This window comes from Pseudomonas taiwanensis DSM 21245, from assembly GCF_000425785.1.
GTDB lineage: Bacteria > Pseudomonadota > Gammaproteobacteria > Pseudomonadales > Pseudomonadaceae > Aquipseudomonas > Aquipseudomonas taiwanensis.
This window is the reverse complement of sequence record NZ_KE384450.1, coordinates 419,031-444,417: the sequence shown is the minus strand read 5'-3', so window position 1 is coordinate 444,417 and position 25,387 is coordinate 419,031. Positions and strand designations below refer to the sequence as shown.

The 25,387-nt window shown below is 60.7% G+C and carries 23 protein-coding genes, 2 tRNA genes and 1 pseudogene; 7 read left to right on the top strand and 19 right to left on the bottom strand.

Annotation, left to right across the window (positions count from 1 at the left end):
* Positions 1 to 44: 44 nt before the first annotated feature.
* On the bottom strand, positions 45 to 494 hold the full coding sequence (gene azu / locus H620_RS0120925) for an azurin (RefSeq protein ID WP_027907973.1): 450 nt from the start codon (positions 492 to 494) through the stop codon (positions 45 to 47).
* 349 nt (positions 495 to 843) lie between these two features.
* Between azu and H620_RS0120915 the strand changes: the two genes are divergently transcribed.
* A complete protein-coding gene (locus tag H620_RS0120915) occupies positions 844 to 1,431 on the top strand; it encodes a cytokinin riboside 5'-monophosphate phosphoribohydrolase (RefSeq protein ID WP_023378494.1) in 588 nt (195 codons plus the stop codon).
* 110 nt (positions 1,432 to 1,541) lie between these two features.
* Here H620_RS0120915 and H620_RS0120910 read toward each other — a convergent pair whose 3' ends face one another.
* A complete protein-coding gene (locus H620_RS0120910) occupies positions 1,542 to 3,839 on the bottom strand; it encodes a YgiQ family radical SAM protein (protein ID WP_027907972.1) in 2,298 nt (765 codons plus the stop codon).
* Between the two features lie 579 nt (positions 3,840 to 4,418).
* Here H620_RS0120910 and H620_RS0120900 point away from each other — a divergent pair.
* Positions 4,419 to 5,573: a YcaO-like family protein gene (locus H620_RS0120900; protein WP_027907970.1), complete on the top strand. Its 1,155-nt coding sequence runs from the start codon at positions 4,419 to 4,421 to the stop codon at positions 5,571 to 5,573.
* Position 5,574: 1 nt separating this feature from the next.
* Complete coding sequence (locus tag H620_RS0120895; protein ID WP_027907969.1) at positions 5,575 to 7,200, top strand: ATP-binding cassette domain-containing protein; 1,626 nt, start codon at positions 5,575 to 5,577, stop codon at positions 7,198 to 7,200.
* Positions 7,201 to 7,275: 75 nt separating this feature from the next.
* Here H620_RS0120895 and dnaB read toward each other — a convergent pair whose 3' ends face one another.
* From dnaB to rnr, 7 genes are all read right to left on the bottom strand, one after another.
* The gene (dnaB, locus tag H620_RS0120890) at positions 7,276 to 8,673 is read right to left on the bottom strand and encodes a replicative DNA helicase (RefSeq protein ID WP_023378490.1); all 1,398 of its coding nucleotides are present in this window, start codon (positions 8,671 to 8,673) and stop codon (positions 7,276 to 7,278) included.
* Between the two features lie 113 nt (positions 8,674 to 8,786).
* Positions 8,787 to 9,233, bottom strand: a complete 447-nt coding sequence (gene rplI, locus H620_RS0120885; protein WP_023378489.1) for a 50S ribosomal protein L9 — start codon at positions 9,231 to 9,233, stop codon at positions 8,787 to 8,789.
* Positions 9,234 to 9,253: 20 nt separating this feature from the next.
* On the bottom strand, positions 9,254 to 10,117 hold the full coding sequence (locus H620_RS0120880) for a YybS family protein (protein ID WP_023378488.1): 864 nt from the start codon (positions 10,115 to 10,117) through the stop codon (positions 9,254 to 9,256).
* A 33-nt stretch (positions 10,118 to 10,150) separates the two neighbouring features.
* Positions 10,151 to 10,381, bottom strand: a complete 231-nt coding sequence (rpsR, locus tag H620_RS0120875; RefSeq protein ID WP_003249563.1) for a 30S ribosomal protein S18 — start codon at positions 10,379 to 10,381, stop codon at positions 10,151 to 10,153.
* 28 nt (positions 10,382 to 10,409) lie between these two features.
* Positions 10,410 to 10,835, bottom strand: a complete 426-nt coding sequence (gene rpsF / locus H620_RS0120870; protein WP_023378487.1) for a 30S ribosomal protein S6 — start codon at positions 10,833 to 10,835, stop codon at positions 10,410 to 10,412.
* Between the two features lie 246 nt (positions 10,836 to 11,081).
* Positions 11,082 to 11,828, bottom strand: coding sequence for a 23S rRNA (guanosine(2251)-2'-O)-methyltransferase RlmB (gene rlmB / locus H620_RS0120865; protein ID WP_023378486.1), 747 nt, complete (start codon positions 11,826 to 11,828; stop codon positions 11,082 to 11,084).
* Positions 11,825 to 14,401: a ribonuclease R gene (gene rnr / locus H620_RS0120860; RefSeq protein WP_027907968.1), complete on the bottom strand. Its 2,577-nt coding sequence runs from the start codon at positions 14,399 to 14,401 to the stop codon at positions 11,825 to 11,827. The genes rlmB and rnr overlap by 4 nt, the downstream gene beginning before the upstream one ends.
* 271 nt (positions 14,402 to 14,672) lie before the next feature.
* Between rnr and H620_RS0120855 the strand changes: the two genes are divergently transcribed.
* From H620_RS0120855 to H620_RS0120840, 4 genes are all read left to right on the top strand, one after another.
* Positions 14,673 to 14,759: transfer RNA gene (locus H620_RS0120855), tRNA-Leu, on the top strand.
* An 87-nt stretch (positions 14,760 to 14,846) separates the two neighbouring features.
* A tRNA-Leu gene (locus H620_RS0120850) sits at positions 14,847 to 14,933 on the top strand.
* A gap of 194 nt (positions 14,934 to 15,127) precedes the next feature.
* Positions 15,128 to 16,141, top strand: coding sequence for an extracellular solute-binding protein (locus H620_RS0120845; RefSeq protein WP_023378484.1), 1,014 nt, complete (start codon positions 15,128 to 15,130; stop codon positions 16,139 to 16,141).
* Positions 16,141 to 17,706: an ABC transporter permease gene (locus H620_RS0120840; protein WP_023378483.1), complete on the top strand. Its 1,566-nt coding sequence runs from the start codon at positions 16,141 to 16,143 to the stop codon at positions 17,704 to 17,706. The genes H620_RS0120845 and H620_RS0120840 overlap by 1 nt, the downstream gene beginning before the upstream one ends.
* A 49-nt stretch (positions 17,707 to 17,755) precedes the next feature.
* On the opposite strand, the gene H620_RS26050 is transcribed toward H620_RS0120840, so the two are convergent.
* The 10 genes and pseudogenes from H620_RS26050 to H620_RS27930 all read right to left on the bottom strand — a co-directional run.
* Positions 17,756 to 18,187, bottom strand: a complete 432-nt coding sequence (locus H620_RS26050) for a hypothetical protein (RefSeq protein WP_023378482.1) — start codon at positions 18,185 to 18,187, stop codon at positions 17,756 to 17,758.
* A 5-nt stretch (positions 18,188 to 18,192) separates the two neighbouring features.
* Entirely contained in the window at positions 18,193 to 18,930 is a 738-nt protein-coding gene (locus H620_RS0120830) for an SDR family NAD(P)-dependent oxidoreductase (RefSeq protein ID WP_023378481.1), read from the bottom strand.
* 7 nt (positions 18,931 to 18,937) lie between these two features.
* Positions 18,938 to 19,711 carry an SDR family NAD(P)-dependent oxidoreductase gene (locus tag H620_RS0120825; protein ID WP_023378480.1) on the bottom strand — a complete coding sequence of 258 codons (774 nt, stop codon included), beginning with the start codon at positions 19,709 to 19,711 and terminating at the stop codon, positions 18,938 to 18,940.
* A gap of 10 nt (positions 19,712 to 19,721) precedes the next feature.
* Entirely contained in the window at positions 19,722 to 20,861 is a 1,140-nt protein-coding gene (locus tag H620_RS0120820; protein WP_023378479.1) for an NADH:flavin oxidoreductase, read from the bottom strand.
* Between the two features lie 2 nt (positions 20,862 to 20,863).
* Positions 20,864 to 22,075 (bottom strand): AfsA-related hotdog domain-containing protein, encoded by a 1,212-nt coding sequence (locus H620_RS26045; RefSeq protein ID WP_049818840.1) that lies wholly within the window; start codon positions 22,073 to 22,075, stop codon positions 20,864 to 20,866.
* Between the two features lie 9 nt (positions 22,076 to 22,084).
* A complete protein-coding gene (locus H620_RS0120810; RefSeq protein ID WP_023378477.1) occupies positions 22,085 to 22,606 on the bottom strand; it encodes a DUF2867 domain-containing protein in 522 nt (173 codons plus the stop codon).
* A gap of 15 nt (positions 22,607 to 22,621) precedes the next feature.
* Positions 22,622 to 23,218, bottom strand: a complete 597-nt coding sequence (locus tag H620_RS26040) for an NAD(P)H-dependent oxidoreductase (protein ID WP_023378476.1) — start codon at positions 23,216 to 23,218, stop codon at positions 22,622 to 22,624.
* Positions 23,219 to 23,262: 44 nt separating this feature from the next.
* The gene (locus tag H620_RS26035) at positions 23,263 to 23,883 is read right to left on the bottom strand and encodes an acyl-homoserine-lactone synthase (protein WP_049818839.1); all 621 of its coding nucleotides are present in this window, start codon (positions 23,881 to 23,883) and stop codon (positions 23,263 to 23,265) included.
* 93 nt (positions 23,884 to 23,976) lie between these two features.
* The gene (locus H620_RS0120795; RefSeq protein WP_023378474.1) at positions 23,977 to 24,690 is read right to left on the bottom strand and encodes an autoinducer binding domain-containing protein; all 714 of its coding nucleotides are present in this window, start codon (positions 24,688 to 24,690) and stop codon (positions 23,977 to 23,979) included.
* A 178-nt stretch (positions 24,691 to 24,868) separates the two neighbouring features.
* Positions 24,869 to 25,384: pseudogene (locus H620_RS27930) on the bottom strand (methyl-accepting chemotaxis protein); the annotation flags it as partial.
* Positions 25,385 to 25,387 lie beyond the last annotated feature (3 nt).

Sequence of the window (25,387 nt, the reverse complement as noted above, 5' to 3'; positions counted from 1 at the left end):
CGTCGCGTAGGGAGGGCAAAGACCTCCCCTGGTTCAAGCCATCATTACTTGACGACCACCTTGCCCTTCATCATCGAGATGTGGCCAGGGAAGGTGCAGAAGAAGCTGTAGTCGCCACCCGCTTCGAGCTTGGAGGTGTCGAACTTCACCTCGGTTTCTTTTTCCGGTGCGCCGATCATCTTGGTGTGGGCAATGATCCCGGCATTGGCGGCGTTGATGTAATCGTTATCAAGGCCCTTGCTCATCCCCTCGGTGGCAATGCCCTGCATGTCGGCAGTCTTGCTGATCACCAGGTTGTGGCCCATGACGTTCTTCGGCAGGTTGCCGGAGTGGGTCAGTTTGACCGTAAATTCCTTGCAGCTCTTGTCGACGGTGATTTCCTTGGTGGTGTAGGACATCTGGTCGGTCGAGTCGACAGTTACCGAACACTCGGCTGCGAAGACAGAGGCGCTGGCGAGGGTCAGCAGGGATACCGCTACAGCTTTCGCAAACATCATGAATCTCCTTGGCAGGGTTTTATCAATTGCGAGACTGCCTGAAACCGTTCAGCCCCCACCTGATGTGAATCAAAGGGGTGTCAAGAGGCCAGTCAGTAGAATTGTTCGATTGATTGTATACAACCAATCTAAGAGCACATCATGCCCTTATAGTGGACGATGGGACAACCTCTCAATTAGGAGTCACCCGAAATGTCCCTTGGAAGCCTGATGAACAGCCTGCTCGCCGCTTACGCCCACGGTGCCAGTGGCGCGATGTGCGAATTCTCCCGCCCAGAGTGAAACCGCCCTTGGAACCAGCAGGCATGAGCCGTACCCTGTCACCGCATGCGACTGGAGATGAGCAATGCCTGTACGTTCCGTTTGTGTGTTCTGCGGCGCCAGCATCGGTGCCAACCCTGCCTACCGCGAAGCAGCCGTGGCCCTTGGCCAGGCCATTGCCCGACGCGGCCTGACCCTGGTGTATGGCGGCGGCGCGGTCGGCCTGATGGGCACCGTGGCCGACGCGGCCCTGGCCGCAGGTGGCGAAGTGATCGGGATCATCCCCGAGAGCCTGATGAACGCTGAAATCGGCCACAAGAACCTGACCCGCCTGGAGGTGGTCGACGGCATGCACGCACGCAAGGCGCGCATGGCTGAGCTGAGCGATGCCTTTATCGCGCTGCCCGGTGGCTTGGGTACGCTTGAAGAACTGTTCGAGGTCTGGACCTGGGGGCAACTGGGCTATCACGCCAAGCCGCTAGGGTTGCTCGATGTGAAGGGTTTCTATGAAAAGCTGGGCGGGTTCCTCGACCATATCGTCGAAGAAGGATTCGTGCGGCCGCAGCATCGGGCGATGTTGCTGCTGGGTGAGCAGCCGGATGAGCTACTGGATGGGATGGACAACTTTGTCGCGCCAGTGGCGCCAAAGTGGGTAGACAAGAAACCTGATTGATCTCGATCGATAGCCTGACAGCTAACCTGTGGGAGTGGGTTCATCCGCACATACGTCGGTGAATCCACCCTCGTGCGGGTAACCCGCTCCCACAGGGTTCTAGCGCTCGATCAGCGCGGGATTACTGGCTGACGCGGCTTCTTGCCCTTGCCACCCTTCGCCGACTCCCTGCGCTCCTTGGCCGCCTGTTGATTGCGGGCGAACGCTTCGGCCTTGGCCTTTTCGCGCTTGTCCCAAGGCTTGCTGCCATCGCTGGCACGCGGCGGCAGGCCGGTGTGCTGGGTGAGGATCTTCTGGTCCTTGCCCACTTTATGGCTACCGGCCGGCGTCGAGTTCTTGCGACGGGCACTCTGGTAAGTGTCGGTCTGCGGCTGGTGCAACGGAATCAACTGATGCTTGCCCGGGCCGATCAGGTCAGCACGACCCATGCGCTGCAGCGCCTCACGCAGCATCGGCCAGCCCTTCGGATCGTGGTAGCGCAGGAACGCCTTGTGCAGACGACGCTGCTCCTCGCTCTTGACGATCTCCACCCCTTCGCTCTTGTAGGTCACCTTGCGCAGCGGGTTCTTGCCCGAGTGGTACATGGCCGTGGCCGATGCCATCGGCGAAGGGTAGAACGCTTGCACCTGGTCGGCACGGAAGCCGTTGCTCTTGAGCCACAGGGCCAGGTTCATCATGTCTTCGTCGGTCGTGCCAGGGTGCGCCGCGATGAAGTAAGGAATCAGGTACTGCTCCTTGCCCGCCTCTTTCGAGAACTTCTCGAACATGCGCTTGAAGCGGTCGTAGGTACCGATACCTGGCTTCATCATCTTGTCCAGCGGGCCACGCTCGGTGTGTTCCGGGGCAATCTTCAGGTATCCGCCAACGTGGTGGGTGACCAGTTCCTTGACGTACTCCGGCGATTCGACAGCCAGGTCGTAGCGCAGGCCCGAGGCGATCAGGATCTTCTTCACACCCGGCAAGGCACGCGCCTTGCGGTACAGCTCGATCAGCGAGCTGTGGTCGGTGTTGAGGTTCTCGCAGATACCTGGGAACACGCACGACGGCTTGCGGCAGTGCTTCTCGATGTCGGGGCTCTTGCACGCGATGCGGTACATGTTGGCGGTTGGCCCGCCCAGGTCGGAGACCACGCCGGTGAAGCCCGGCACCTTGTCGCGCATCTCTTCGATTTCGTGAAGAATCGACTCGTGCGAGCGGTTCTGGATGATCCGGCCTTCGTGCTCGGTGATCGAGCAGAAGGTGCAGCCACCAAAGCAGCCACGCATGATGTTCACCGAGAATCGGATCATCTCGTAGGCCGGGATGCGCTCCTTGCCATAGGCCGGGTGCGGTACACGGGCGTAGGGCATGCCGAACACGTAGTCCATTTCCTCGGTGGTCATGGGGATGGGTGGTGGGTTGAACCACACGTCCACTTCGCCATGCTTCTGCACCAGGGCGCGGGCGTTGCCAGGGTTGGTCTCCAGGTGCAGCACTCGGTTGGCGTGGGCATACAGCACCGGGTCGTTACGAACCTTTTCGAACGACGGCAGGCGAATGACCGACTTCTCCCGGGTCATGCGCGGGCTATCGAGAATCTGCACAACCTTGGCTTCGTTCGGGTCTTCGACCTCGCCCTTGGCCTGCTCGATGGCGCAGGCCTGGGTGTCCTGGGTGTTCACGTACGGGTTGATGATCTTGTCGACACGGCCCGGACGGTCGATACGGGTGGAGTCGATCTCGTACCAGCCCTCTGGCGTGTCACGGCGCACGAAGGCTGTGCCGCGCACATCGGTGATGGTTTCGATCTTCTCGCCGTTGGACAAGCGCTGAGCCACCTCGACCACCGCCCGCTCGGCGTTGCCGAACAGCAGGATATCGGCGCTGGCGTCGATCAGGATCGAGTGGCGGACCTTGTCCTGCCAGTAGTCGTAGTGGGCGATACGGCGCAGCGAAGCCTCGATGCCACCAAGCACGATCGGCACATGCTTGTAGGCTTCCTTGCAGCGCTGGCTGTACACCAGGCTGGCGCGATCCGGACGCTTGCCGGCCAGGCCACCTGGGGTATAGGCGTCGTCGGAACGGATCTTCTTGTCCGCGGTGTAGCGGTTGATCATCGAGTCCATGTTGCCCGCGGCCACACCGAAGAACAGGTTCGGCTCGCCGAGCTTCATGAAGTCGTCTTTGGACTGCCAGTTCGGCTGGGCGATGATCCCCACGCGAAAGCCCTGGGCTTCCAGCAGGCGGCCAATGATGGCCATGCCGAACGACGGGTGGTCGACGTAGGCGTCGCCGGTCACGATGATGATGTCGCAGGAATCCCAGCCGAGCAGATCCATCTCCTCCCTGCTCATGGGCAGGAAAGGCGCTGGCCCGAAGCATTCGGCCCAGTACTTTGGATAGTCGTAGAGTGGTTTGGCTGCTTGCATGTCAGTGACCGGTTCTGGTGTGCAGGGAAATCGCGGGCGCGGAATATAGCACAAATTTTGACCAAATCCGACCACCTTCCTGGGAATTGATGACCTGCCCGACGCCTGGACAGGTTGCCAATGGAAATCCCGACCATCAGACCTCCGTCCCCTTCCCTGTTTTCCCAGCCAACCGTTAGCAATCCATTCAATCTTTTACAAAATGATTCCCCCCTTCCCCCTAAAAAAACATTAACCCACTAATTATCAACAAATATTTACCAACTCCACCGAGAACTGTAGGAGCAAGACTTCACACTCAAGTAAAAAAACCTACACAAACTTTCCCTTGCAATGCCAAAACCAATATTGAACAAACAAAAAAGCAAGTGTTACAACACCCATGCGCTGACACGCGCAACTCAAACAACTAAAAGGAGCACATACCATGGGACGTCGTCGTTCTGAAATTCACACCCTGCAGATCTCTCGCGCAATGAACTATACGTTCACTGAGTCCGAGATCGACTTCCTCAACATGATGTAAGACCTTGACCAGAAGGGGCAACCGCCCCTTCTGATCACGCCTAGGAGCCAGAAATGATAACCGAGCGAGAACTGAATATTGAGGAAGCCTACAACCGCCTGACAGGGTTGCATCGTCAGCTAGGCTTGCATGCGAGGATACATCACTCGAAAAAAAAGGGACTGGTCGCCACCTGCCATTTATACGACAGATCCTTTAAAGAGGTTTCCAGTGGTGCCGGCAAGGGAGAATACTGTGAGCTAGGCGCACTTGCCGAGAGCCTTGAACACTACTTTATGGATGCCATCGCTCCCACCCTGATCAGCAGCGACCATATCTTAAAGTCCATGGAGCCGTTCGACGATTGGCTGCTAAAGTCTATACCTTCCAACTGCCAAATACCTTATTTCAAGCTCGAAGCCCTGGACAGCCACGCCGAAATTAACGTACCGGCGATAATGATGGCTCCCTCACCCCAAAATGTAGACGAAATCGAAAGGACTGCCGCTGGCTTCCTTGCCAAATATGCAACGAACGCTGGCATGGCGCTGGGTTGCACAGAGAATGAAGCACTGTTGCATGCCATCAATGAGGCCATCGAGCGCCATGCGCTCTCCCTGTATTATCTATCGCTCTGTGGATTGTCTTCTCCACCAGAACTTTACCGCCCCTCGGACACTTTCCTGGAAGAAGTTTTCACTCATGACAATGCGCTTTTTCGCCACGCCAAGAATTTGAATATTTTCCTGTCCCATGACTTTTATGACGTGCCATTTTGCATTGCCGTTTCACCCGAAAAAAGAATCGGCACACTCTGCCATGTAGGCTCCGGCTGCTCCATAAGCCCATCCATCGCAATGTATCGCGCCGTGACTGAAAATATTCAATGCGAACAACTTCATGGTCATGTGGAAAAACAAGAAGACCTTTCTACAGCAACGATGCTGCTACAATCCGAGCGACTTGCCGCCCTTCTGAACCCCTGCCCCACTCATACCGTACCTACCTGGCACCCCCAGAGCCCCGAACTCAGCGTACGCAGGCAGATAAAGCGCACATTGATAAATCTGGGCAAGCACAATAGAGCCATATTTTACCGCACCCTTTATGCGCACCCGAATTTCGCCACAGTCGTGCAGGTTTTCATACCTGGACTGGAGCGATTCCATTTGATCAGGTCCGGCATTCCAGTCGCCCCGCAATCCGTATTCAAAGACACAAGGGACTGACATGCATATTTATCGAGGCGTTGTCGCTGCCTTGAGCACGACATTGATATTGAAAGTCGCGACCGTCGTACCAGCCCTGATTTTGGCCAACGTTATCGATAACCTGTCGATCTCCGTCTCGTCTTCCCAGTTTTTGCTCGGAGCCTTCATATGCCTTATCGCATTGCAAGCCTCATTGACCCCTATACAAGCCTGGAGCCTGGCACGCCTCTGCCAAGACCGTGTGAAGCAACTCTCCATCCGTTGGTGCCGAGGATTGCTGGACAAACGCTTCGAAGCCTATGGACAACTCCATGGCGGAACCTTGGTAAAAGTACTGGATAGGGGAATAACGGCCCAAGAGCGATGGCTCGGCTTTCTGATCGGATCAGCATGGCCAGTGTTGGCGGAGGCGATGCTGCTGGCCACACTGTTCGCCTATCTGGGGGCTAGCTCGGTCCTGATTGGTCTCATTCCTTTGAGCTTGGTGTACTTATGGGCCAATGATCGCTTGGTGCGTTGGCGCCGACCGCATATCGAGGCGGTGAACTCGCGAGAGGACGAACTGGCCGAACAGTGGGTGGATACCTTTGCCAGTGCGTCTACGGTCAAGCTGGAAAAAGCCGAGGCTGCAGCAATGATTCCGGTCAACCAGACACTATCTGACTACGCCGATTCAGCCGTTCGGGTAGCCTACAGCGGCGGCTGGCTTCAGGCCCTGCGTATTCTGTTCATCGGTCTGGGCAGTGGCGGCTTGCTGATGTGGGGTATAAATGATCAATCCCTGACATCACCGCAATTGAGCCTGGGTGAACTGGTTGCTCTATTTACCTTGGTGAGTGGACTGCTGTCGGGGGTCGCGCAAATGGCCGATGCCTGGCGAATGCTCGATCAGTTTCGGCTCGACAAACGCAAACTTGAACACTGGCTTCAACTCCCGCTGTTCGGTCCATCATCCACGACAGACATTCAATCCAACGACGAAGGCGCAGGGCTGCGCATCGCCCCCTGTCAACTCAGCACTCGCAACACATTGCAATTGCAACTGGATGAGCCGTTGGCGCTGCGCAATGGTGAACGGGTCGCGCTGATTGGGCCCAGCGGATGTGGCAAGTCGACGCTACTGCACGCCATGGCGGGAACGGTGTTCCAGTTGCGTGAACATGTCTATCTCCAGGGCAGATGTCTGGCACAGTTCGACGCAAGCGAGCAGTTCAGCCGTTTACGCCTTTGCCCTCAAGCCCCCCATTTCATTCCAGGAGCGCTGCCCCGAGCAGTTCTGTTCGAGCACACTCATGATCGAGCTCAAATCGAACTGTGGCTTGAACGGCTAGGCCTGAACAAAGACTGGTACGAACGCGAGCTGGATGCACGCGCAGACTCCATTTCTGGCGGCGAAGCTCGCAGGCTGACACTGCTACGCCTACTTAATCAGCCTGGCGAGTTCAATTTCTTCGACGAACCCACAAGTGGCCTTGATGCCGGGTCGGCGGAGCGTACCTGGGATCTGCTATTCGAAACATTCCAAGGGAAAGGGCTGATCTGCGTAACGCATGATCAGAACGCTCTGCCAAGATTTGACCGGGTGATCACCATGAGCGAAGGTCGGATCGTCAGCCAAGCACAAGTGGGATGCTCCGCAGCTTGAAAACCTGAGCTCGCAGGCGATCCCACAGTGCCCTACTGAATCAATGAATTATCCGCAGCCCAGTGAGTACAGCCATTATTCGTCATCATCGAAGTTGTACATGCCCGGCGCGAGGTTCTCGAAGCGGGTGTACTTGCCGATGAACGCCAGGCGCACGAAGCCGATGGGGCCGTTACGCTGCTTACCGATGATGATTTCGGCCACGCCCTTGTGCTCGGTATCGGGGTGGTACACCTCGTCGCGGTAAACGAACATGATCACGTCGGCGTCCTGCTCGATCGCACCGGATTCACGCAAGTCGGAGTTCACCGGGCGTTTGTTCGGGCGTTGCTCCAGGGAGCGGTTGAGCTGCGACAAGGCAATGACCGGGCAGTTGAATTCCTTGGCCAGGGCCTTGAGCGAGCGGGAGATCTCGGAGATTTCGTTGGTCCGGTTATCACCGGCCGAGCCCGGAATCTGCATCAGCTGCAGGTAGTCGACCATGATCAGCGCGATGTCGCCGTGCTCACGGGCCAGGCGTCGGGTTCGTGCACGCATTTCCGATGGGCTGATACCGGCGGTATCGTCGATGAACAGCTTGCGGTCGTTGAGCAGGTTGACCGCCGAGGTCAGCCGCGGCCAATCGTCGTCGTCCAGCTGGCCGGAACGCACCTTGGTCTGGTCGATACGGCCCAGGGACGAAAGCATACGCATGACCAGCGATTCGCCTGGCATCTCGAGGGAGAACACCAGTACCGCCTTGTCGGTGCGCAGTACGGCGTTCTCGACCAGGTTCATGGCAAACGTGGTCTTACCCATCGACGGACGACCGGCGACGATGATCAGGTCGGCGGGCTGCAGGCCGCTGGTCTTCTCGTCCAGGTCGGTGAAGCCCGTGGATACGCCGGTGATGTCGCTGTCGGAGTTGAACAACGTGTCGATCCGGTCGATGGCCATGGTCAACAGCTCGTTGACCCCCACCGGGCCGCCAGTCTTGGGGCGCGCCTCGGCGATCTGGAAGATCTGCCGCTCGGCATCGTCGAGGATTTCCTCGGCATTGCGGCCTTGGGGGTTGAAGGCGTTGTCGGCGATGTCCGTACTGATGCTGATCAGTTGCCGAAGCGTGGCACGTTCACGAATGATCGCCGCGTAGGCCTTGATGTTGGCCACCGACGGGGTGTTCTTGGCCAACTCCGCCAGATAGGCAAGCCCGCCCACCTGGCTCGACAAGCCTTCCTTGTCCAACTGCTCGTGCAGGGTCACCACGTCGAACGGCTGGTTGGCGTCCGCCAACTTGTGCACGGCGCGGAAGATCAGGCGGTGGTCATGCCGGTAGAAGTCACCGTCCGAGACCTGATCCAGCACCCGCTCCCAAGCGTTGTTGTCCAGCATCAAGCCACCGAGCACGGCCTGTTCGGCCTCGATGGAATGCGGGGGCACCTTCAGGGCTGCGGTCTGCAAGTCTAGCTGTTCGGGATTGGTGATCTCGTTCATGGCCACGAAAGAATTCTGGAGGATGAAAAAGACAAAGGGCACGGCCTGTGAAAGACAGGACCGTGCCCGATGTTAACCGGCTGAACCGCGAGGGGCCAGCCGATCAGCGCAGCTTAGGCAGCTACGACGACCACGCGTACGGTGGCTTCAACGTCGCTGTGCAGGTGCACGGCTACGTCGTATTCGCCAACCTGACGGATGGTGCCGTTCGGCAGACGAACTTCAGCCTTGGCCACTTCAACGCCGGAGGCGGTCAGGGCGTCAGCGATGTCGTGGGTGCCGATCGAACCGAACAGCTTGCCTTCATCGCCAGCGGTGGCGGTGATGGTGACTTCCAGCTCAGCCAGTTGGGCTGCGCGGGTTTCAGCCGACGATTTCTTCTCGGCAGCTGCTTTTTCCAGCTCGGCGCGGCGCTCTTCGAACGCAGCCAGGTTGGCGGCGTTGGCAACGGTGGCCTTGCCGAATGGCAGCAGGAAGTTACGGCCGTAACCAGCCTTAACCTTTACTTTGTCGCCCAGGTTGCCCAGGTTGGCGACTTTTTCCAGCAGGATCAGTTCCATTTGGTAAAACCTCTTAACTTTTAACCTTCACCGTTCGCGGAGTCATTCCCCTGAGGGGACTTGCGACCGCGAAAATCAATCAGGCTGTCGACAATGGCCAAAACCACGAGCAACGGATAAATCAGCTGCATGATCAGCGGCAGTGTCACGTACATGCCAACCAGCCAGAAACCAGCCAGTCGCCCCTGCGCCACCAGTCCATGCATCAAGGCGATGCCGGCCAGAACGAGCACCAGGCTGGACGCGGATGCCAGGACGATGAACTGCGGGCCGATGAACGGGCCCAACACCATCACTGCAACCAACGCCAACATGGCACCCCGTGGCAGCCTCAGGGCGCGAAACTCGCGACCGAAGCCTCCAGGGTTGTACAACACCGCTTGCCAATAACGCGCCAGCATCAACGCCAGCACGCTGAACAATTGCAACATCACCGCTGTGGAAGCGACCAGCACGGGGCCGATCAGCTCACCGGGAATAACCGGCTTGCCTTCGATTTGCGGCAGGGCTTTCACAAGCGCCTTGGCCAACACCTCGAAGGTTTCGCGCAGTACCGTGTCCAGGATGAGGCTGTAGACCAACCCCAACACAACACTGGACATCAACACCCGACTCCAGGAATGCCCGGCACGCAACAAGGCGGCCAGCCCCAGCGTTCCCAACAGCACCAGCAAGGTGCTTGGATCGCCGAAGACCCAAATGGCCACCGCAGGCAAAAGGCCCCAGGCGATGACCGTTGAAGCGTCCTTGAATCCGCGCCGCAGAAGCACCAGGCTTCCGGCAGCGGCACTCAACCAGAACAGCAGCGGTAATACCGCACTTGCGACCACCACCAGGGTGGCCTGCACACGACCGCGCATGATGAAATCAGCTAACGCTCGCATGCTTATCCCTTACTTCTTGTCGACGACCCGGTCTCAGCGGCCGTGGCTGTCGGTGTAGGGCAGCAGGGCCAGGAAGCGGGCGCGCTTGATAGCGGTAGCCAGCTGACGCTGATAACGAGCTTTGGTACCAGTGATACGGCTCGGAACGATCTTGCCGGTTTCGGATACGTAAGCTTTCAGGGTGTTGAGATCTTTGAAGTCGATCTCTTTCACGTCTTCAGCAGTGAAGCGGCAGAATTTACGACGACGGAAGAAACGTGCCATGTAATAGGCTCCTCAAAAGGTCCGTGGATTACTCGTCAGCGTTATCGCTGTTGTCGCTGTCATTGCTGTCATCGCCTTCGGCGGAGTCAGCATGCTCAGGACGTTCACGACGCTCACGGCGCTCGCTGCGGTTCTCTTCTGCCTTCAGCATCTCGGACTGACCGGTAACGGCTTCGTCGCGACGGATGACCAGGTTACGGATAACGGCATCGTTGTAGCGGAAGTTGTCTTCCAGCTCGGCCAGGGCCTTGCCGGTGCACTCAACGTTCAGCATCACGTAGTGAGCCTTGTGAACATTGTTGATTGCGTAGGCCAGTTGACGACGGCCCCAGTCTTCCAGGCGGTGGATCTTGCCACCATCTTCTTCGATCAGCTTGGTGTAACGCTCAACCATGCCGCCGACTTGCTCGCTCTGGTCCGGGTGAACCAGGAAGATGATTTCGTAATGACGCATGAATGCTCCTTACGGGTTAGTAGTCTGCCAGCGAATCTGGTCAGACAAGGAGTGAATGACACTGGTGTGTCTTGCCAGGGAGTAGAGGCACATGCGCACCTGCCAGCTCGGCAAGGGGCGCAATTGTAGAGAAGGCTGGACGCACAAGCAAGGTGATTGGTGAATATTTGAACAGCCAGAAACATATTCACGAGCTACCGCCCTTTTCGCGGGTAAAACCGCGAAAAGGGCGGTACAGGCTGAGGGTCAGCGCTTGGCCTGGCGCTGACGAACGGCTTCGAACAGGCAGACGCCGGTCGCTACCGACACGTTCAGGCTGCTGACACTGCCGGCCATCGGCAACTTCACCAGGAAATCGCAGTGCTCGCGGGTCAGGCGGCGCATGCCCTTGCCTTCCGCGCCCATGATCATCACCAGCGGCCCGGTCAGGTCTTGCTGGTAGATCTCCTGCTCGGCTTCGCCTGCGGTACCGACCACCCACAGCCCGCGCTGCTGCAACTTCTCCAGCGTACGCGCCAGGTTGGTCACAGCCACCAGCGGAATCACCTCTGCCGCACCACACGCCACCTTGCGCACCACGCCGGTCAACGTGGCCGACTTGTCCTTGGGAATGACCACGGCTGTGGCACCGGCGGCATCCGCGGTGCGCAGGCAGGCACCGAGATTATGCGGGTCGGTGACGCCGTCGAGCACCAGGATCAGCGGTGGGGTTTCGGTGCGTTCGAGCAACTCGTCGAGCATCGCCTCACCCCAGACCTGGCTCGGGCTGACCTCGGCAACCACACCCTGGTGAACACCTTCGACCCAGGCGTCCAGCTCACGGCGCTCGGCCTGGCCGACCGGTACGCGGTTCTCGGCGGCCAGCGCCAGCAAGCCCTGGACACGTGGCTCGCTGCGCCCCTCAGACAGCCAGATCTGCTTGACCCGCTTCGGATGGTGCTGCAGCAGCGCCTGCACGGCGTGCACGCCGTAGATTTTTTCCAGCTGACTCATGGCTTGCTCTTGCCTTTGCGTGGCCCGCCAGATTTGGACGGACCTTTACGGTGCTTGGTCGGCTTGCCGGACGACTTGCCGCCTTTGTCCGACTTGCTGCTGGCATGGCCGCTGCTGCGGGCTTCGCTCATCAGCGCCTTTTTCATTTCACGGCTCTTGCGCACTTCGGCGTTACGCTGGACCGCGTCTTTCGGGAAGTACGCCTCGGCGGCCTCGCTCTTGCGGCTGCGCGGCTTGGGCGTCGCCTTGGCTTCGACCTTCGGGGCCTCGGACTTGTCGGCGACTGGAGCGGCGTTACGACCTTTACGGCCCACTGGTGCGCTGAGCTGCTGCTCGGACACCTCGAAGTCGATCTTGCGCTCGTCCAGGTCGACGCGCATGACCTTGACCTCAATGGTGTCGCCCAGGCGGAAGGTGCGCCCACTGCGCTCGCCCGACAGACGATGGTGCACGGGGTCGAAGTGGTAGTAGTCGCCCGGCAGCGCACTGACATGCACCAGGCCTTCCACGTAGATATCGGTCAGTTCGACGAACAGGCCGAAACCGGTCACGGCAGTGATCACGCCGGGGAAGGTTTCACCCACGCGATCCTTCATGTACTCGCACTTGAGCCAGTTGACCACGTCGCGGGTGGCCTCGTCGGCACGGCGCTCGGTCATCGAACACTGTTCGCCCAATTGCTCGAGGGTGTTTTCGTCGTACGGGTAGATACGCGCCTTCGGAATACTCATCGCGCCAGCCCGCTTGACGTGCGGGGTCTCGACCTTGGAGCGGATGATGCTGCGGATGGCGCGGTGCACCAGCAGGTCCGGGTAGCGACGGATCGGCGAGGTGAAGTGGGTATACGCCTCGTAGTTCAAACCGAAGTGGCCGTTGTTGTCGGTGCTGTACACCGCCTGGCTCAACGAGCGCAGCATCACGGTCTGGATCAGGTGGAAATCCGGACGATCGGCGATGCTGGCCAGCAAGGCCTGGTAGTCCTTGGGCGACGGGTCCTTGCCCTTGTGCAGGGTCAGCCCCAGCTCACCCAGGAAGGCTCGCAGTTTTTCCAGACGCTCCGGCGGCGGACCGTCGTGCACGCGGTACAGGGCCGGAACCCCGTGCTTCTGCAGGAACTCGGCGGTGGCCACGTTGGCCGCCAGCATGCACTCTTCGATCAGCTTGTGCGCGTCGTTGCGCACGGTGGGGCGGATTTCCGCGATCTTGCGCTGGTCGCCGAAGATGATGCGGGTTTCTTGGGTCTCGAAGTCGATGGCCCCACGAGTGTGACGGGCCGCCACCAGCACTTTGTAGAGGTTGTACAGGTTCTTCAGATCCGGCAGGACCTCCTTGTACTCCTCGCGAAGCGCCTTGCCTTCGCGGGTGCGGGCATGCTCGAGCATGCTGCTGACCTTGTTGTAGGTCAGACGCGCATGGGAGTGGATCACGCCTTCGTAGAACTGGTAATCGACCATCTGACCGGTCTTGTTGATGGTCATTTCGCAGACCATGGCCAGGCGATCGACGTGCGGGTTCAGCGAGCACAGGCCGTTGGACAGCTCCTCGGGGAGCATCGGCACCACACGCTCGGGGAAGTACACCGAGTTGCCGCGCTGCTGGGCCTCGACGTCCAGGGCCGAGCCCAGGCGAACATAGCTGGAGACGTCGGCGATCGCGACGTACAAGCGCCAGCCACCGGAGAACAGGCGCAGCTTGCCCAGCGGTTCGCAGTAGACGGCGTCGTCGAAGTCGCGAGCGTCTTCGCCGTCGATGGTGACGAACGGCAAGTGGCGCAGGTTGACGCGTTTTTCCTTGTCCTTTTCTTCGACTTCGGAGCGGAACTTGCGCGCTTCCTTGATCACTTCCTGGGGCCAGACATGCGGAATGTCATAGCTGCGCAGGGCGACATCGATTTCCATGCCCGGCGCCATATAGTTGCCGATCACTTCGATCACATCGCCCTGCGGCTGGAAGCGCGGGGTCGGCCAGTGGGTGATCTTGATCTCGACGAACTGGCCGATCTTGGCACCGCCGTTGCGACCGGCGGTAACCAGCACCTCCTGTTGGATCTTCGGGTTGTCGGGCGTCACGTAACCGATGCCGCCTTCTTCGAAGTAGCGACCGACCACGGTTTCATGGGCGCGGGAAATGACTTCCACCAGCACGCCTTCGCGGCGGCCACGGCGGTCGACACCGGAAACCCGGGCCAGGCCACGGTCGCCATCGAACACCAGGCGCATCTGCGATGGGCTGAGGAACAGGTCGTCGCTGCCATCGTCGGGAATAAGGAAACCGAAACCGTCGCGGTGGCCAGAGACACGGCCGCAGATCAGGTCCAGCTTATCCACCGGGGCATAGGTGCCGCGCCGGGTATAGATAAGCTGACCGTCACGCTCCATGGCACGCAAGCGGCGGCGCAGGGCTTCGATCTGGTCTTCATCGTAGAGGCCGAACTCGGCCGCCAGTTCTTCGCGTGCCGCCGGTTCACCACGGTCGGCAAGACGCTGCAGGATCAGCTCACGGCTGGGAATAGGGTTTTCGTATTTTTCCGCTTCGCGAGCGGCCTCGGGATCGAGGGATTGCCAATCGGCCATCAGAAGGGGTTCACCTTGGGGTATATAGATAGGAATTCTGGCATAGGCGTATTGAAACCGGAAATGTCAGCCTTGGACAGCCCCAGCGGCATGTCCGGAGCGAAGCAATAGGCCTGCGGAATCAACAAGTTGAATTTTTTGAATTTTTTTTCGATCAGGGGCTTTACAGCCCTCCGGAGCGTCCGTATAGTGCGCACCACAACGACGGACAACCCCGAAGTTGTAGTAGAGATGAACGGCGCTGTAAAGCATCATGTAATCTCGAATGTGTGCCCAGGTGGCGGAATTGGTAGACGCGCTGGTTTCAGGTATCAGTGGCTTAACGGCCGTGGAAGTTCGAGTCTTCTCCTGGGCACCAAAAATTTCAAGTAATAGATGACCAAGGATCTGTTACTACTGTGTGAAAGCGAACGATAGTCGCCTTCTACAGATGATGCAAAGCTTTGCCCAGGTGGCGGAATTGGTAGACGCGCTGGTTTCAGGTATCAGTGACTTAACGGTCGTGGAAGTTCGAGTCTTCTCCTGGGCACCATACAAAAACCCACTAGCTTGCTAGTGGGTTTTTTTCTTGCCTGCGATTTTTATCCCCCTCCCCCGCAAGCTGTCCCGCGCCCCCAGACGTTGAACCATGGTCTGCCCATGAATTTCTCGTCACACGGCCACTTGAGAAACGATTTCGTTTACCATTGTTTCCAAATATGTAGCCGCAAGCGAGGAAGTACCCGCATGACGATCCGTCCGCAACCGCTGATGCGCACCCTGGCCGCCGCAGTCCTGAGCCTGGTGATTGGCGCTCCGGCCGCCATGGCAGACGACCCGGTGACACTGACCCTGTACAACGGTCAACACAAGGAAATCGGCGAGGCCATCGCCAAGGCCTACGAGGCCAAGACCGGTATCCATATCAACATCCGCAAGGGCAGCAGCAATCAGCTGGCCAGCCAGATCATCGAAGAAGGCGACCGTTCGCCAGCCGACATCATCTACACCGAAGAGTCCCCTCCCCTGAACAACTTGGGTGAATTGGGCCTGCTGGCGAAGATCGACGATGCCACGCAGAGCATGATGCCCAAGGAATACGTGGGCGCCAACGGCACCTGGATGGGTATCACTGCCCGCACGCGGATCGTGGTGTACAACCCCAAGAAGGTCGACGAGAAAGACCTGCCGACCACGGTCATGGACTTCGCCAACCCTGAGTGGGAAGGTCGGGTCGGTTACGTACCCACCAGCGGCGCCTTCCAGGAACAAGCCGTGGCCATCCTCAAGATGCATGGTCGCGACGCCACCGAAGAGTGGCTGACCGGCCTGAAGGCCTTCGGCAAGACCTACACCAACAACATGGTCGCCCTGAAGGCGGTGGAAAAAGGTGAAGTCGCCGCCGTGCTGGTGAACAACTACTACTGGTACGCACTCGAGCGCGAACGCGGCAAACTGGAGTCGAAGCTGTACTACCTGGCCGATGGCGATGCCGGCAACCTGGTGACCATCTCTGGCGCCGCCGTGGTCAAAGCCAGCAAACACCCTAAAGAAGCCCAGGCCCTGCTCAACTGGATGGCCAGTGAAGAAGGCCAGCGCGTGATCACCCAGACCACCGCTGAGTACCCACTGCATAAAGGCATGGTCTCCGATCGCGGCCTGAAGCCGTTCGAAGACCTGCGTCCGCCGAAGATCTCGCCAGCTGACCTGGGCAATGCCGAGGAAGCCATCGAGCTCGAGCGCGAGGTCGGCTTGCTCTGATGACCGCCGCCCTGTCCGAACCTGTGCCGGTACGTTTCGTGCCGCGCCGCAAACGCCCGTCGATCTGGGTGGTGCTGCCTGTCCTGTTCCTGGTGGCAATGAGCGTGTTGCCGTTGCTGTACGTCGCCATCAAGACCTGGGACGCCGGCTGGCGCGAGGCGCTGCACCTGTTGTGGCGTCCCTTCGTCTGGGGGCTGATGCGCAACACCATGATGCTCATGGTGGGCGTGACCCTGACGTGCATGATCGTCGGTCTGGCCCTGGCCTGGCTGCTCGAACGCAGCAACTTGCCTGGTCGGCGCCTGTGGGGCGTGGTGTTGTGCCTGCCCTTCGCTGTGCCTTCGTTCGTCAGCAGCTTCACCTGGGTGTCGCTGAGTTCGGACTTTGAGGGCCTGGGCGGGGCGATCATGGTCATGGCCTTGTCCAAGTATCCGCTGGTATTCCTGCCGGTGGCAGCAACCCTGCGCAACCTCGACACCTCGCTGGAAGAGTCTGCGCGCACCTTGGGCTGCAGCCGTTGGGGCGTGTTCATCAAAGTCACCTTGCCGCTGCTTTGGCCCTCGATGCTGGGCGGCGCGCTGCTGATTGCGCTGCACATGCTGGTGGAATTCGGCGCGTTGTCGATCCTTGGGCTGCAGACCTTCACCACCGCGATCTACCAACAGTTCGAGCTCGAATTCAGCAATGCCAACGCGGCCATGCTATCGGCCGTGCTGCTGGTGCTGTGCCTGATCATGCTCTGGTTGGAGCTGCGGGTACGCGGCAAGGCACGCCATGTAAGGATTGGCCAGGGCGTTGCCCGTCGGGCGCAGCCGGTTCGCCTACGTGCCTGGATGCCCGTGGCGCAGCTGTTCTGCCTGGGCCTGGCGATCCTGGGCAGCGGCATACCCTTGGCCATGCTTGGCTATTGGTTGAGCGTGGGTTCATCGGCGGCCTTCCCTGTAGCGGCGATCAGCAAGGCGTTGCTGACTTCGCTGTCGGTGTCGCTGGGTGGCGCCGGCTTCTGCGTGTTGCTGGCCCTGCCGATCAGCTTCCTGGTGGTGCGCTTCAAAGGCCGCCTGGCGATCTGGGCCGAGCGTCTGCCTTACTTGCTGCATGCCCTGCCCGGGCTGGTCATCGCACTGACGCTGGTGTTCTTCGCCCTGCACTATGTGCCGGCGCTATACCAGACCACAGCGCTGTTGCTACTGGCGTATGCACTATTGTTCCTGCCGCTGGCCCAATCACCGGTACGCACCGCATTGAACAAAGCCTCGCCAACGCTGGAAGAAGCGGCACGGACCTTGGGCGCCAGCAGCTTCGCGGCGTTCTGCCGGGTGACCTTGCCGATCATCTTCCCGGCGATGGCAGCGGCCTTTGCCCTGGTGTTCCTGGATGCGATGAAGGAGCTGACCGCCACCCTGCTGCTCAGCCCGACCGGGATGACAACCCTGGCCACCGAGGTGTGGGCTCATACCGCCAACGTCGAGTTCGCGGCGGCGGCGCCTTATGCGGCGTTGCTGATCGTGGTGTCGGGGTTGCCGGTGTACCTGCTGACCACGCGGATGTACCTGAACAAGGCATGAACCTGCACCTCCTGCTCCAACTGGAGCAGGGGGCTTCACGGCCACCGACTCAACGCGTGAACAGCGCACGCCCCTCATCTACCTGCCCGACTGACGCAGGCGTGCGCAGCTGCAGCACCGCCAGCAATAACAACACTGCCGCCAGCCCCCACAGGATTGGCGTGGCTCCCTGGCTCAGGGCATACAGCTGCAAGCCGATGACCGCCAGGCGCAGCGCCGCATCCAGCCGACCGTTGCTCACCGTGGGCTGGCGCCAACGGGCAATGCCCCAGACCACGTAAGCCAAAGCACCCAGGTTGATGAAGAACAGCGACGTCGCATCGAGCCTGGCGAATGGCGTGCCCAGGCCCAGCCAGGCATCCAGGCCGGCAAACACTTGCAAGGCCCAGCCAGCGACGAATGGAATGGCGAATGGCAGGGTGGCGATCACGTCGTATACCGCACCGACGCGGACGATAGTGGCGTAGCGGGACTGATTCATGCGGCTCAAACCTCCATGTTCAAACGTTCGAGAAGTTGCCTGACTTCGTAGAATTGCCCTGACTGCAGGGCAATGGCCTGTCGCCGTGCCAACAGCGTGACGATATCGCGTGCGCGCTCCTGCGGGCTGGCAACGTAGCCAGGCTGTGCGGCGCGCTCGCGCAAGGCGACCAGTTCGGGAAAGCGTTCATCGGCCTGCAGGATGGTATGGGCCACCGTGGTGTCGACATTGCAAAGACCGAGCACGGCGAAGAACACCTCCGGGTTCTCCAGGTGATAGACCTTGGCCAGCGCATTCAACGCCGCCTTGGACACGCTGTAGGACAGCATCCCAGCGCGCTGACGAATGCCCGAGACGGAAGCCGAGAACACGACCTGACGTGGCAGCGCATCACGCTTGAGCAGCAGATCGAGCACCCATTTGACCGCCACCACGTTCAGCTCCATGACCTCGCGAAAGGCCTCGGCCGAGGTGTTGCAGGCCAGGTCCGGGGCAGAACCGAAAGTCCCGGCATTGAGGTAGGCGGTGTCGAAGCAGGTCTCGCCGAGAAACACCTGGAGCGCAGCCTCCGAGCCCGAAGGCGCGCACAGGTCCAGGCCGCGAAAATGGAAGCCCGCGTGACGCAGCAGATCTTCGGGCGCACGCCGCGAGACACCCCATACCTCGTCGCCCCGCGCCAGGTGCAAGGCGGCCAGCGCATGGCCGATGCCCGAACTGACGCCACTGATGAAAACGTGGTTCATGAGGTCCTCACTCGAACTTGCCGATGTGATAGCCACCATCGACGCTCAATACGCTACCGGTGATGTAGGAGGCGGTTGCGCTCAGCAGGAACAACACCGCATCGGCGACCTCGCCGGCCTCACCGAAGCGCTTCATGGCCGTCGCATTGATCTTGCGCTGCGTGTTCGCGGGGCTGGCCGCCAGTCGCTCCGGCGAATTCATGCCGCCGAGGATCGGGCCTGGCGCGACGGCATTGACTCGAACGGCGTGACGGCCATCGCGATCGGTGGCGCTTTCCATCGCCACCACCTGGGTCAGGGCATTGAGTGCGGCCTTGCTGGCAACGTAGGCAGCCTGGTTGGGCATGGCCATCACGCCGGCGCAGGACGAGACATTGACGATCGCACCACCTGCCCGTTGGCCGATCAGACGCAGCTCTTGCTGCAGGCAGTAAAGCGGACCATGCAGATTGATACGCATGACCCGATCCCAGTCCTGCGGCTGCAAGTCGGCTACTGGCGCGTAGGGGGCAGTCACCCCCGCCGCGTTCACCGCATGATCAAGGCCACCGAAGCGCGTTTCGATTTCACAGAAGGCGTCTCGCACGGCGCCCGCCTCGGCCACATCGCAGGCAATGAACGATGCCCGTTCACCCAGCAGTGCCATGGCCGCACGCCCCTTTTCCAGGCTGCGGCCCAGCACCACCACCCGTGCGCCCTGCGCGACCAGGCGTTGAGCCACCTCCAGACCGATCCCATTCGTGCCGCCGGTGACAGCAACGGTCTTTTCCTCGAATTGCATTGGACTCTCCTTAGTCATATCGAATCGAATCGGGCCGCTTGTACTTGTCGTTCACGCAGCAATACACCCGGTCCAGCCTCGGGTTGCTCTTGTCACGGAAACAATTGCCGTCGAAGCGGCAGGCATTGACGCTGCCCGGCTTGCCGGCCAGGGACTTGTTGACCAGGTCGTTGTCGGCAAACAGCGCCCGGCTCATGCCCACCAGGTCGGTTACGCCCAGATCGAGCAACGCCTCGGCCTGGGCGAGCGAACCGGTGAAACCGGCGAAACCGACCGGCAGCGAGGTCAACTCGCGTATGTGCCGCACACCCTGCACGAGCAGGGCATGCACCCTGGGGTCGGCACGCAACATGTAGTGGAAGGTTTCACGAACGGCTGCCGAACACATCAGCGCGCTCACGCCAGCCTGTTGCAAGGCTGGCACCACGTGCTCGAGCAGCGCGGGCTGCTGGCCTTTCTCACCAAGACAATCATCGATGCCAAGGCGGACGGAGATATCGACTTCACCCTGCGTCGCCTCGGCAATGGCCTCGATCACCTCCAACAGCAGACGCGCTCGCCGCAGGGGCGAACCGCCATAACGGTCGGTTCGGCGGTTGGTGTGAGGTGAGAGAAAACTGCTCAACAGATATCCATTGGACGCCTGCAACTGGACCGCACGCGAGCCCGCCTGCCGAGCCAGCCGAGCGGCATGGGCGAACTGGCTGCAGACCGCTCGGATATCGGCGTGGGTCATCACCCGGACACCAGGCTGGCGCTTGCCGGGCGCGCTCCGGCTGGGCGCCAGCAACACCCCACCGCCAAGGGCTCGATTGCCCTGCGCACCGTAATGCTGCAATTGCACGACCACCGGACAAGCGTGCTGCCGGCCATAATCAATCAACGGCGCCAGACACTCGGCATGCTGCTCGTCATACAGGCACAGGCCGCCTGAATGCAGGCGCGTGGAGGCATCCACCGCCGAGTTGGCCAGCACGACCATGGCGCAACCGCCGTCGATGATGCCTCGGTAGAACCCAAACATCTCCTCGGTAAGGCAGCCGTCACGCCCGAGATCGATGCCCATCGGCGCAAAGTACACCCGGTTCTTCAACTGAAGGTGCCGCCCCAGGTCGATGGGTTGGCGTGTCAGCGGATAACCCGAAGTCATGCTCACACGCTCTGCCGGACACACGGACTGGCCAAAGGATCGTTACTCGCATCGGCCACCGCGGCATACTCCAGCAGAGGCTCATGGAAGCAGTGGCACTTGATGACCTCCTTGAGGGTCGACAGCGTGGCGCGGTCGAGCTTGGCGAACATCGCCAGTTGCACGCCCTCCTGCCGCGAGGGGTGAACCGCGGCGATCGCAAAGCTGAGAAACCCGCTATCTCTGACGTAGATCGACAACTGCCGCACGCTCGACGCTGCGTGGGGCAGTTGCGCCGTGAAGCGCACGCCCCGCAGAGACACATGCTCCAGTCGGCCTTCCACGCTGCTGCCATCGCTCATGCCCAGCAACACCTGCGGTAGCACCCGGTTGGAGGGCGCGAACCAATGGTGCTCAGGGAAGTTGACCGTGCGCATGCGCTTGAACAGCGGCATCTTCATGGCGCTGCCACGCAGCCGGAGGGTCGTGACCAGGCTGCCGTTCTGGTAGAACATCGCCGTCTTGTCCACCGTGCGCGGCTGATGCCGTTTCTGACCAGCACTGTGTTGCACCACCACTTCGACCGCATAGGTCGACTCGGTGTAATTGTTGAACGAGACCGCGAGGTCCTCGATCGAGATGGACACATCGCCACGACGGTAGCCGGAGTGGCTGTAGAAGTAGTGGTACATGGCCTGACGCGCGACCTCGATGAGCATCAGCCCAGGCACATGCTCGTGAGGCTTGTTGTAGAAGAAGTAATTGTTGGTGTCATTCAGCACGGTGTAGGACGACAGGTTGGCCCGCTCCCAACCGGGCAGAACATGCAGCCTGTCCGCCAGCAGGGCCACCTGCGCCTGGTCCACTGCGGGCAGCCCGAAGTGGCGCTGCAGGTATAGCTCTACCTGGCGTGGCAACCAGGGTGCAGCGAGATGGTAGACGCCGTCGCGCAGCGCGTAGAAACCTTGCACGTTCATCTCGAAACCGCCGAGCACGGCAAAGTCAGTCTCGCTGATCGAGGCAGGCAAGCTGGCGAGTACCCAACCCTGCCGGGCATCCTCGCGGTATGCATGGTGCAGGGCTGTCAGACCCGCCGGGTCCAGCTCGCCTTGCAACCGCTCGACCTCCCGACAGGTGAGTCGGGCGGGCAACAAGTCCTGGAATTCTGAAAGCAGTACATCCTCCGCCGTGCCCTTGTGCAGGACCTGCGGACTCAACGGTAATTGACGATCCATGTTGATCACCTAACGGGTTTGGACGGGAAAAGCCGCCACGGCATTGCGCAGCATGCGCCTGACGATCGGCCCATGGGCGGGGCCCACCGGCAACATGTACAGGCGCCCGAACGCATTGAAGCACTGCACCGACGTGGTCACGCTCAGATGCTGCGTGCCTGGTCTGGTGTGCTGCAGATCCATGCACACCATCACGGCGAGGTGCGTATCTCGCGAAGTCAGCACCAACTGGCTGTCGCTCAGCGCCTCCACCGTGAAGAAGTCCAAGCGCTCGCCCACCACAGGCGCCCGTTCCGGGGGGCGTGCAGAAAAACCCCGGATGTCGGCGACATTGAACCGGCGCGAGATGAAATCGCGAAGGCGAAACGCCGCGGCCAGCCATGCCGGAATGTCCGATGTCATCGCGTGGTAAACGCCCAGCGCAGTGACCGGCGCGGCGAGCTGTGCGGCGTCGCAGTGCAAAAAGTCCAGGCGCTCGACAGGCGCTACCAACTGCACGCACTCAGGCGCCAAGGCCAGGGTTCGAGACATGGGACAGGCTCCGTGTCATTGCTGGAGCAAGGCGATGGCCGCCAGCTCAGCCTTGAGCAGCAGCTTTTCATAGGCCTCGTCAGGCGACTCCTGGTTGCTGGTGATCAGGCCGGCTATTTCGCGCGCTGCCTGGTCCAGCGCGTCGTCGGCGATGAACACCGACTCGTACAGCGGAATCGGCGGCAGGTAGCGACCTTTGACATACGCGACCGTCTGCTGCAGCGGGCGCAGCAATTCATCCAGGGTGAACCGGTTGAAACCACCTGCACGGTAGCCGGAAGCCGGTGCACCGACGCTGGTGACGATCATGAATTCCTTGTCCTGCAGCTTGTCGCCACCCCGCGCGTAGGCAAAGCCTGGGGTGAAGACGTCATCGATCCAGCGCTTCATCAATGCCGGGCACGAATACCAGTACAGCGGGAACAGCAACACGATGCGCTGGTGCTGGCACAGCAGCTTCTGTTCGGCGGCAATGTCGAAGCCATCGCTGCCAAGGGCGGCGCTGAGCGGATGCAGGGTGACCTTGCTGTCGCGCAGCGCCTCGACGATCGCTGCGTTGGCGCGCGAGGTGCTCAGGTCCGGATGACCGATGACGACCAGAACGTTTTCCATGTTCGAAATCCTTTTAGGGTTGATGCCAACAGGCAGGGGGCCAGTCAGGCAGCGCGGTGCATTGAACGACAGGCCGGGGCCTTTGTAACCTCACCAATTGTGTAGGGCTGCGCGGCTACGTCGAGCCAGCAGGCGAACAGCCAATGCGCGCCGACACGTACCGGGGCCGCCGCTCGCTGGTAGCGATAACCGGCCCGTCGCAACAGCCGTTCGATGCCCAGGGGTGACACGGTGATCAATCGTTGCGCCCCATGGCCGGCAGCGCAGCGCAACACCGCATCGAGCAGCTGCACCGCAATCGTGGACGAGAACTGCCCGCGCCCGCGCAGGCCTGGCCCGGCGAAATCCATCGCCGCGAACCTGGAAAGCTCCCAGACCTGGGCACTGTGCGGCAGCGCCTGGCCAGCCATCAGTTGTGGAAACACCTCGTCGAGCAGATAGGGGCGATGGGTCGGCAACAGGCGCGCCGTGCCGACGATGTCGTCCCGCCCGTTGCAGGCCAGCAGGTAGAGCGTGTTGTCGTGGTCGAACTGATCGCGTTCGCACTGCGGCTCACAGGTCAGGTCCCAACCCAGTTCGTCGACGAAGACGCGATAGCGGTAACGCTCCATTTGCGCAAGTCGGGCGCTCCCGAGTTGCTGCCGTGTGCCAATGACGATGTCCATGTCGCGTCCTGTTGCCTGGGGAGAAAGGACGCGTATTCGACTTCAAGCGCTGACGGCGGAAAACTCCACTATTTGGCAGGTCCAGGCCTGCCCTCAGGCCAACAACCCCAGCAAGGCCGCCCGGGCCACGGCAGCGGTACGGTTGACTGCGCCGAGCTTCACCGCCGCATTGCGGGTGTGGAATTTCACGGTCTCGATCGACAAGGCCAGGATGTCGGCAACTTCGTTGAGCGTCTTGCCATCGGCCGCCCAGCGCAGCACTTCGCGCTCACGGCTGGACAATGGCGAGGCGGGGTTGGGCTGCCAGGTGGGCGACAGCAAGCGTGAGAAGCCCTGGTGGGCGACATTGGCCAGCCAGCGCATCTTCGCCTCGTTACACCTCAGCTCACAGTCTCCCAGCGCTTCGGCGGAGCGGGCCAAGGTCAGCATGCCGCCGGCGTTGCGGCCCTCCAGGCAGGATTGAGCCCAGCCATGGCGCAAACCGGCATTGCGGGCATCATCCCAGAGCTGCGGGGCATCCTGGAAAACCCGATCCCCCCAGACCACCGGCTGAACCGATTGCTGGCAGTGCAGGACGGTAGGGTCCAATGCCAGATAACCCGATCGTCGATAATGGTCGCACCACGTCCGGCTGTAGGTGCTGAGCAGCGTCACGCGGGGCTTGGTCACCGGCAGCGGAGCGCGCAGACCGTAAGCACAGTACTCGAACCCCAGGGTCCGCGCCGCTGCCTGAATCCTGTCCAGCAGCCCTTGCGCGTCCTGCGCGTCGTAGGCCGCCGATAACACATCGCCCATCCATTGCATCATCGCTCTCCCTCCCTGAATCCAGAGCATGTCCATGCCCTGCTGCTCACGTGGCGCGCGAGTCTAGACCATCTGGTCGACATCGGCATTGAGCAATATCAATTCGATATCTTCTAACGGATGGCGCGTCCCTGCATTTATCCTCCCAAGCCCCGAATGCCGCTGATCGAACGGCCCGTTATCAGGCCCTGAACTGGCCCAAACTCGCCCGCAACTGCGCCGCCAGCTCGTCCAGCACCTTGCTGCTGGCAGTGGTCTGCATCACCACCTCAGCGGAGCGTTCGGCTTGGGCATGAATGTTCTCCACCCGGCCCCGCACTGCCTGCGCGCCATGGGCCTGCTGCTCAGCCGCACGCGTCGCCAGGCCAATCGCAGCGTGCACCTGCTCCACCGCAGCTTGCACCGACTGTTGGCGACGCTCGCTGTCACGCAGCACGAGCAGCCCTTCGCTGGCCTTCACACCTGCCTGGCCAATGGTTGCCACCGCCTCCTTGGCACCTTTCTGCAAGGCAGCGATATGCGCCTGGATATCGCCGGTGGAGCTTTGTGTCTTGCTCGCCAATGCCCTCACCTCATCGGCCACCACGGCGAAGCCACGCCCAGTTTCACCGGCCCGCGCGGCCTCGATGGCAGCATTGAGCGCAAGCAGATTGGTCTGCTCGGCAATGCCATGAATGACCGTCAACACCACTTCGATCTG

What these genes read in the sequence shown, in the direction of transcription:
- azu (WP_027907973.1), bottom strand. Translation starts at nt 494, where the DNA reads ATGTTTGCGAAAGCTGTAGCGGTATCCCTGCTGACCCTCGCCAGCGCC.
- H620_RS0120915 (WP_023378494.1), top strand. Translation starts at nt 844, where the DNA reads ATGCCTGTACGTTCCGTTTGTGTGTTCTGCGGCGCCAGCATCGGTGCC.
- H620_RS0120910 (WP_027907972.1), bottom strand. Translation starts at nt 3,839, where the DNA reads ATGCAAGCAGCCAAACCACTCTACGACTATCCAAAGTACTGGGCCGAA.
- H620_RS0120900 (WP_027907970.1), top strand. Translation starts at nt 4,419, where the DNA reads ATGATAACCGAGCGAGAACTGAATATTGAGGAAGCCTACAACCGCCTG.
- H620_RS0120895 (WP_027907969.1), top strand. Translation starts at nt 5,575, where the DNA reads ATGCATATTTATCGAGGCGTTGTCGCTGCCTTGAGCACGACATTGATA.
- dnaB (WP_023378490.1), bottom strand. Translation starts at nt 8,673, where the DNA reads ATGAACGAGATCACCAATCCCGAACAGCTAGACTTGCAGACCGCAGCC.
- rplI (WP_023378489.1), bottom strand. Translation starts at nt 9,233, where the DNA reads ATGGAACTGATCCTGCTGGAAAAAGTCGCCAACCTGGGCAACCTGGGC.
- H620_RS0120880 (WP_023378488.1), bottom strand. Translation starts at nt 10,117, where the DNA reads ATGCGAGCGTTAGCTGATTTCATCATGCGCGGTCGTGTGCAGGCCACC.
- rpsR (WP_003249563.1), bottom strand. Translation starts at nt 10,381, where the DNA reads ATGGCACGTTTCTTCCGTCGTCGTAAATTCTGCCGCTTCACTGCTGAA.
- rpsF (WP_023378487.1), bottom strand. Translation starts at nt 10,835, where the DNA reads ATGCGTCATTACGAAATCATCTTCCTGGTTCACCCGGACCAGAGCGAG.
- rlmB (WP_023378486.1), bottom strand. Translation starts at nt 11,828, where the DNA reads ATGAGTCAGCTGGAAAAAATCTACGGCGTGCACGCCGTGCAGGCGCTG.
- rnr (WP_027907968.1), bottom strand. Translation starts at nt 14,401, where the DNA reads ATGGCCGATTGGCAATCCCTCGATCCCGAGGCCGCTCGCGAAGCGGAA.
- H620_RS0120845 (WP_023378484.1), top strand. Translation starts at nt 15,128, where the DNA reads ATGACGATCCGTCCGCAACCGCTGATGCGCACCCTGGCCGCCGCAGTC.
- H620_RS0120840 (WP_023378483.1), top strand. Translation starts at nt 16,141, where the DNA reads ATGACCGCCGCCCTGTCCGAACCTGTGCCGGTACGTTTCGTGCCGCGC.
- H620_RS26050 (WP_023378482.1), bottom strand. Translation starts at nt 18,187, where the DNA reads ATGAATCAGTCCCGCTACGCCACTATCGTCCGCGTCGGTGCGGTATAC.
- H620_RS0120830 (WP_023378481.1), bottom strand. Translation starts at nt 18,930, where the DNA reads ATGAACCACGTTTTCATCAGTGGCGTCAGTTCGGGCATCGGCCATGCG.
- H620_RS0120825 (WP_023378480.1), bottom strand. Translation starts at nt 19,711, where the DNA reads ATGCAATTCGAGGAAAAGACCGTTGCTGTCACCGGCGGCACGAATGGG.
- H620_RS0120820 (WP_023378479.1), bottom strand. Translation starts at nt 20,861, where the DNA reads ATGACTTCGGGTTATCCGCTGACACGCCAACCCATCGACCTGGGGCGG.
- H620_RS26045 (WP_049818840.1), bottom strand. Translation starts at nt 22,075, where the DNA reads ATGGATCGTCAATTACCGTTGAGTCCGCAGGTCCTGCACAAGGGCACG.
- H620_RS0120810 (WP_023378477.1), bottom strand. Translation starts at nt 22,606, where the DNA reads ATGTCTCGAACCCTGGCCTTGGCGCCTGAGTGCGTGCAGTTGGTAGCG.
- H620_RS26040 (WP_023378476.1), bottom strand. Translation starts at nt 23,218, where the DNA reads ATGGAAAACGTTCTGGTCGTCATCGGTCATCCGGACCTGAGCACCTCG.
- H620_RS26035 (WP_049818839.1), bottom strand. Translation starts at nt 23,883, where the DNA reads ATGGACATCGTCATTGGCACACGGCAGCAACTCGGGAGCGCCCGACTT.
- H620_RS0120795 (WP_023378474.1), bottom strand. Translation starts at nt 24,690, where the DNA reads ATGATGCAATGGATGGGCGATGTGTTATCGGCGGCCTACGACGCGCAG.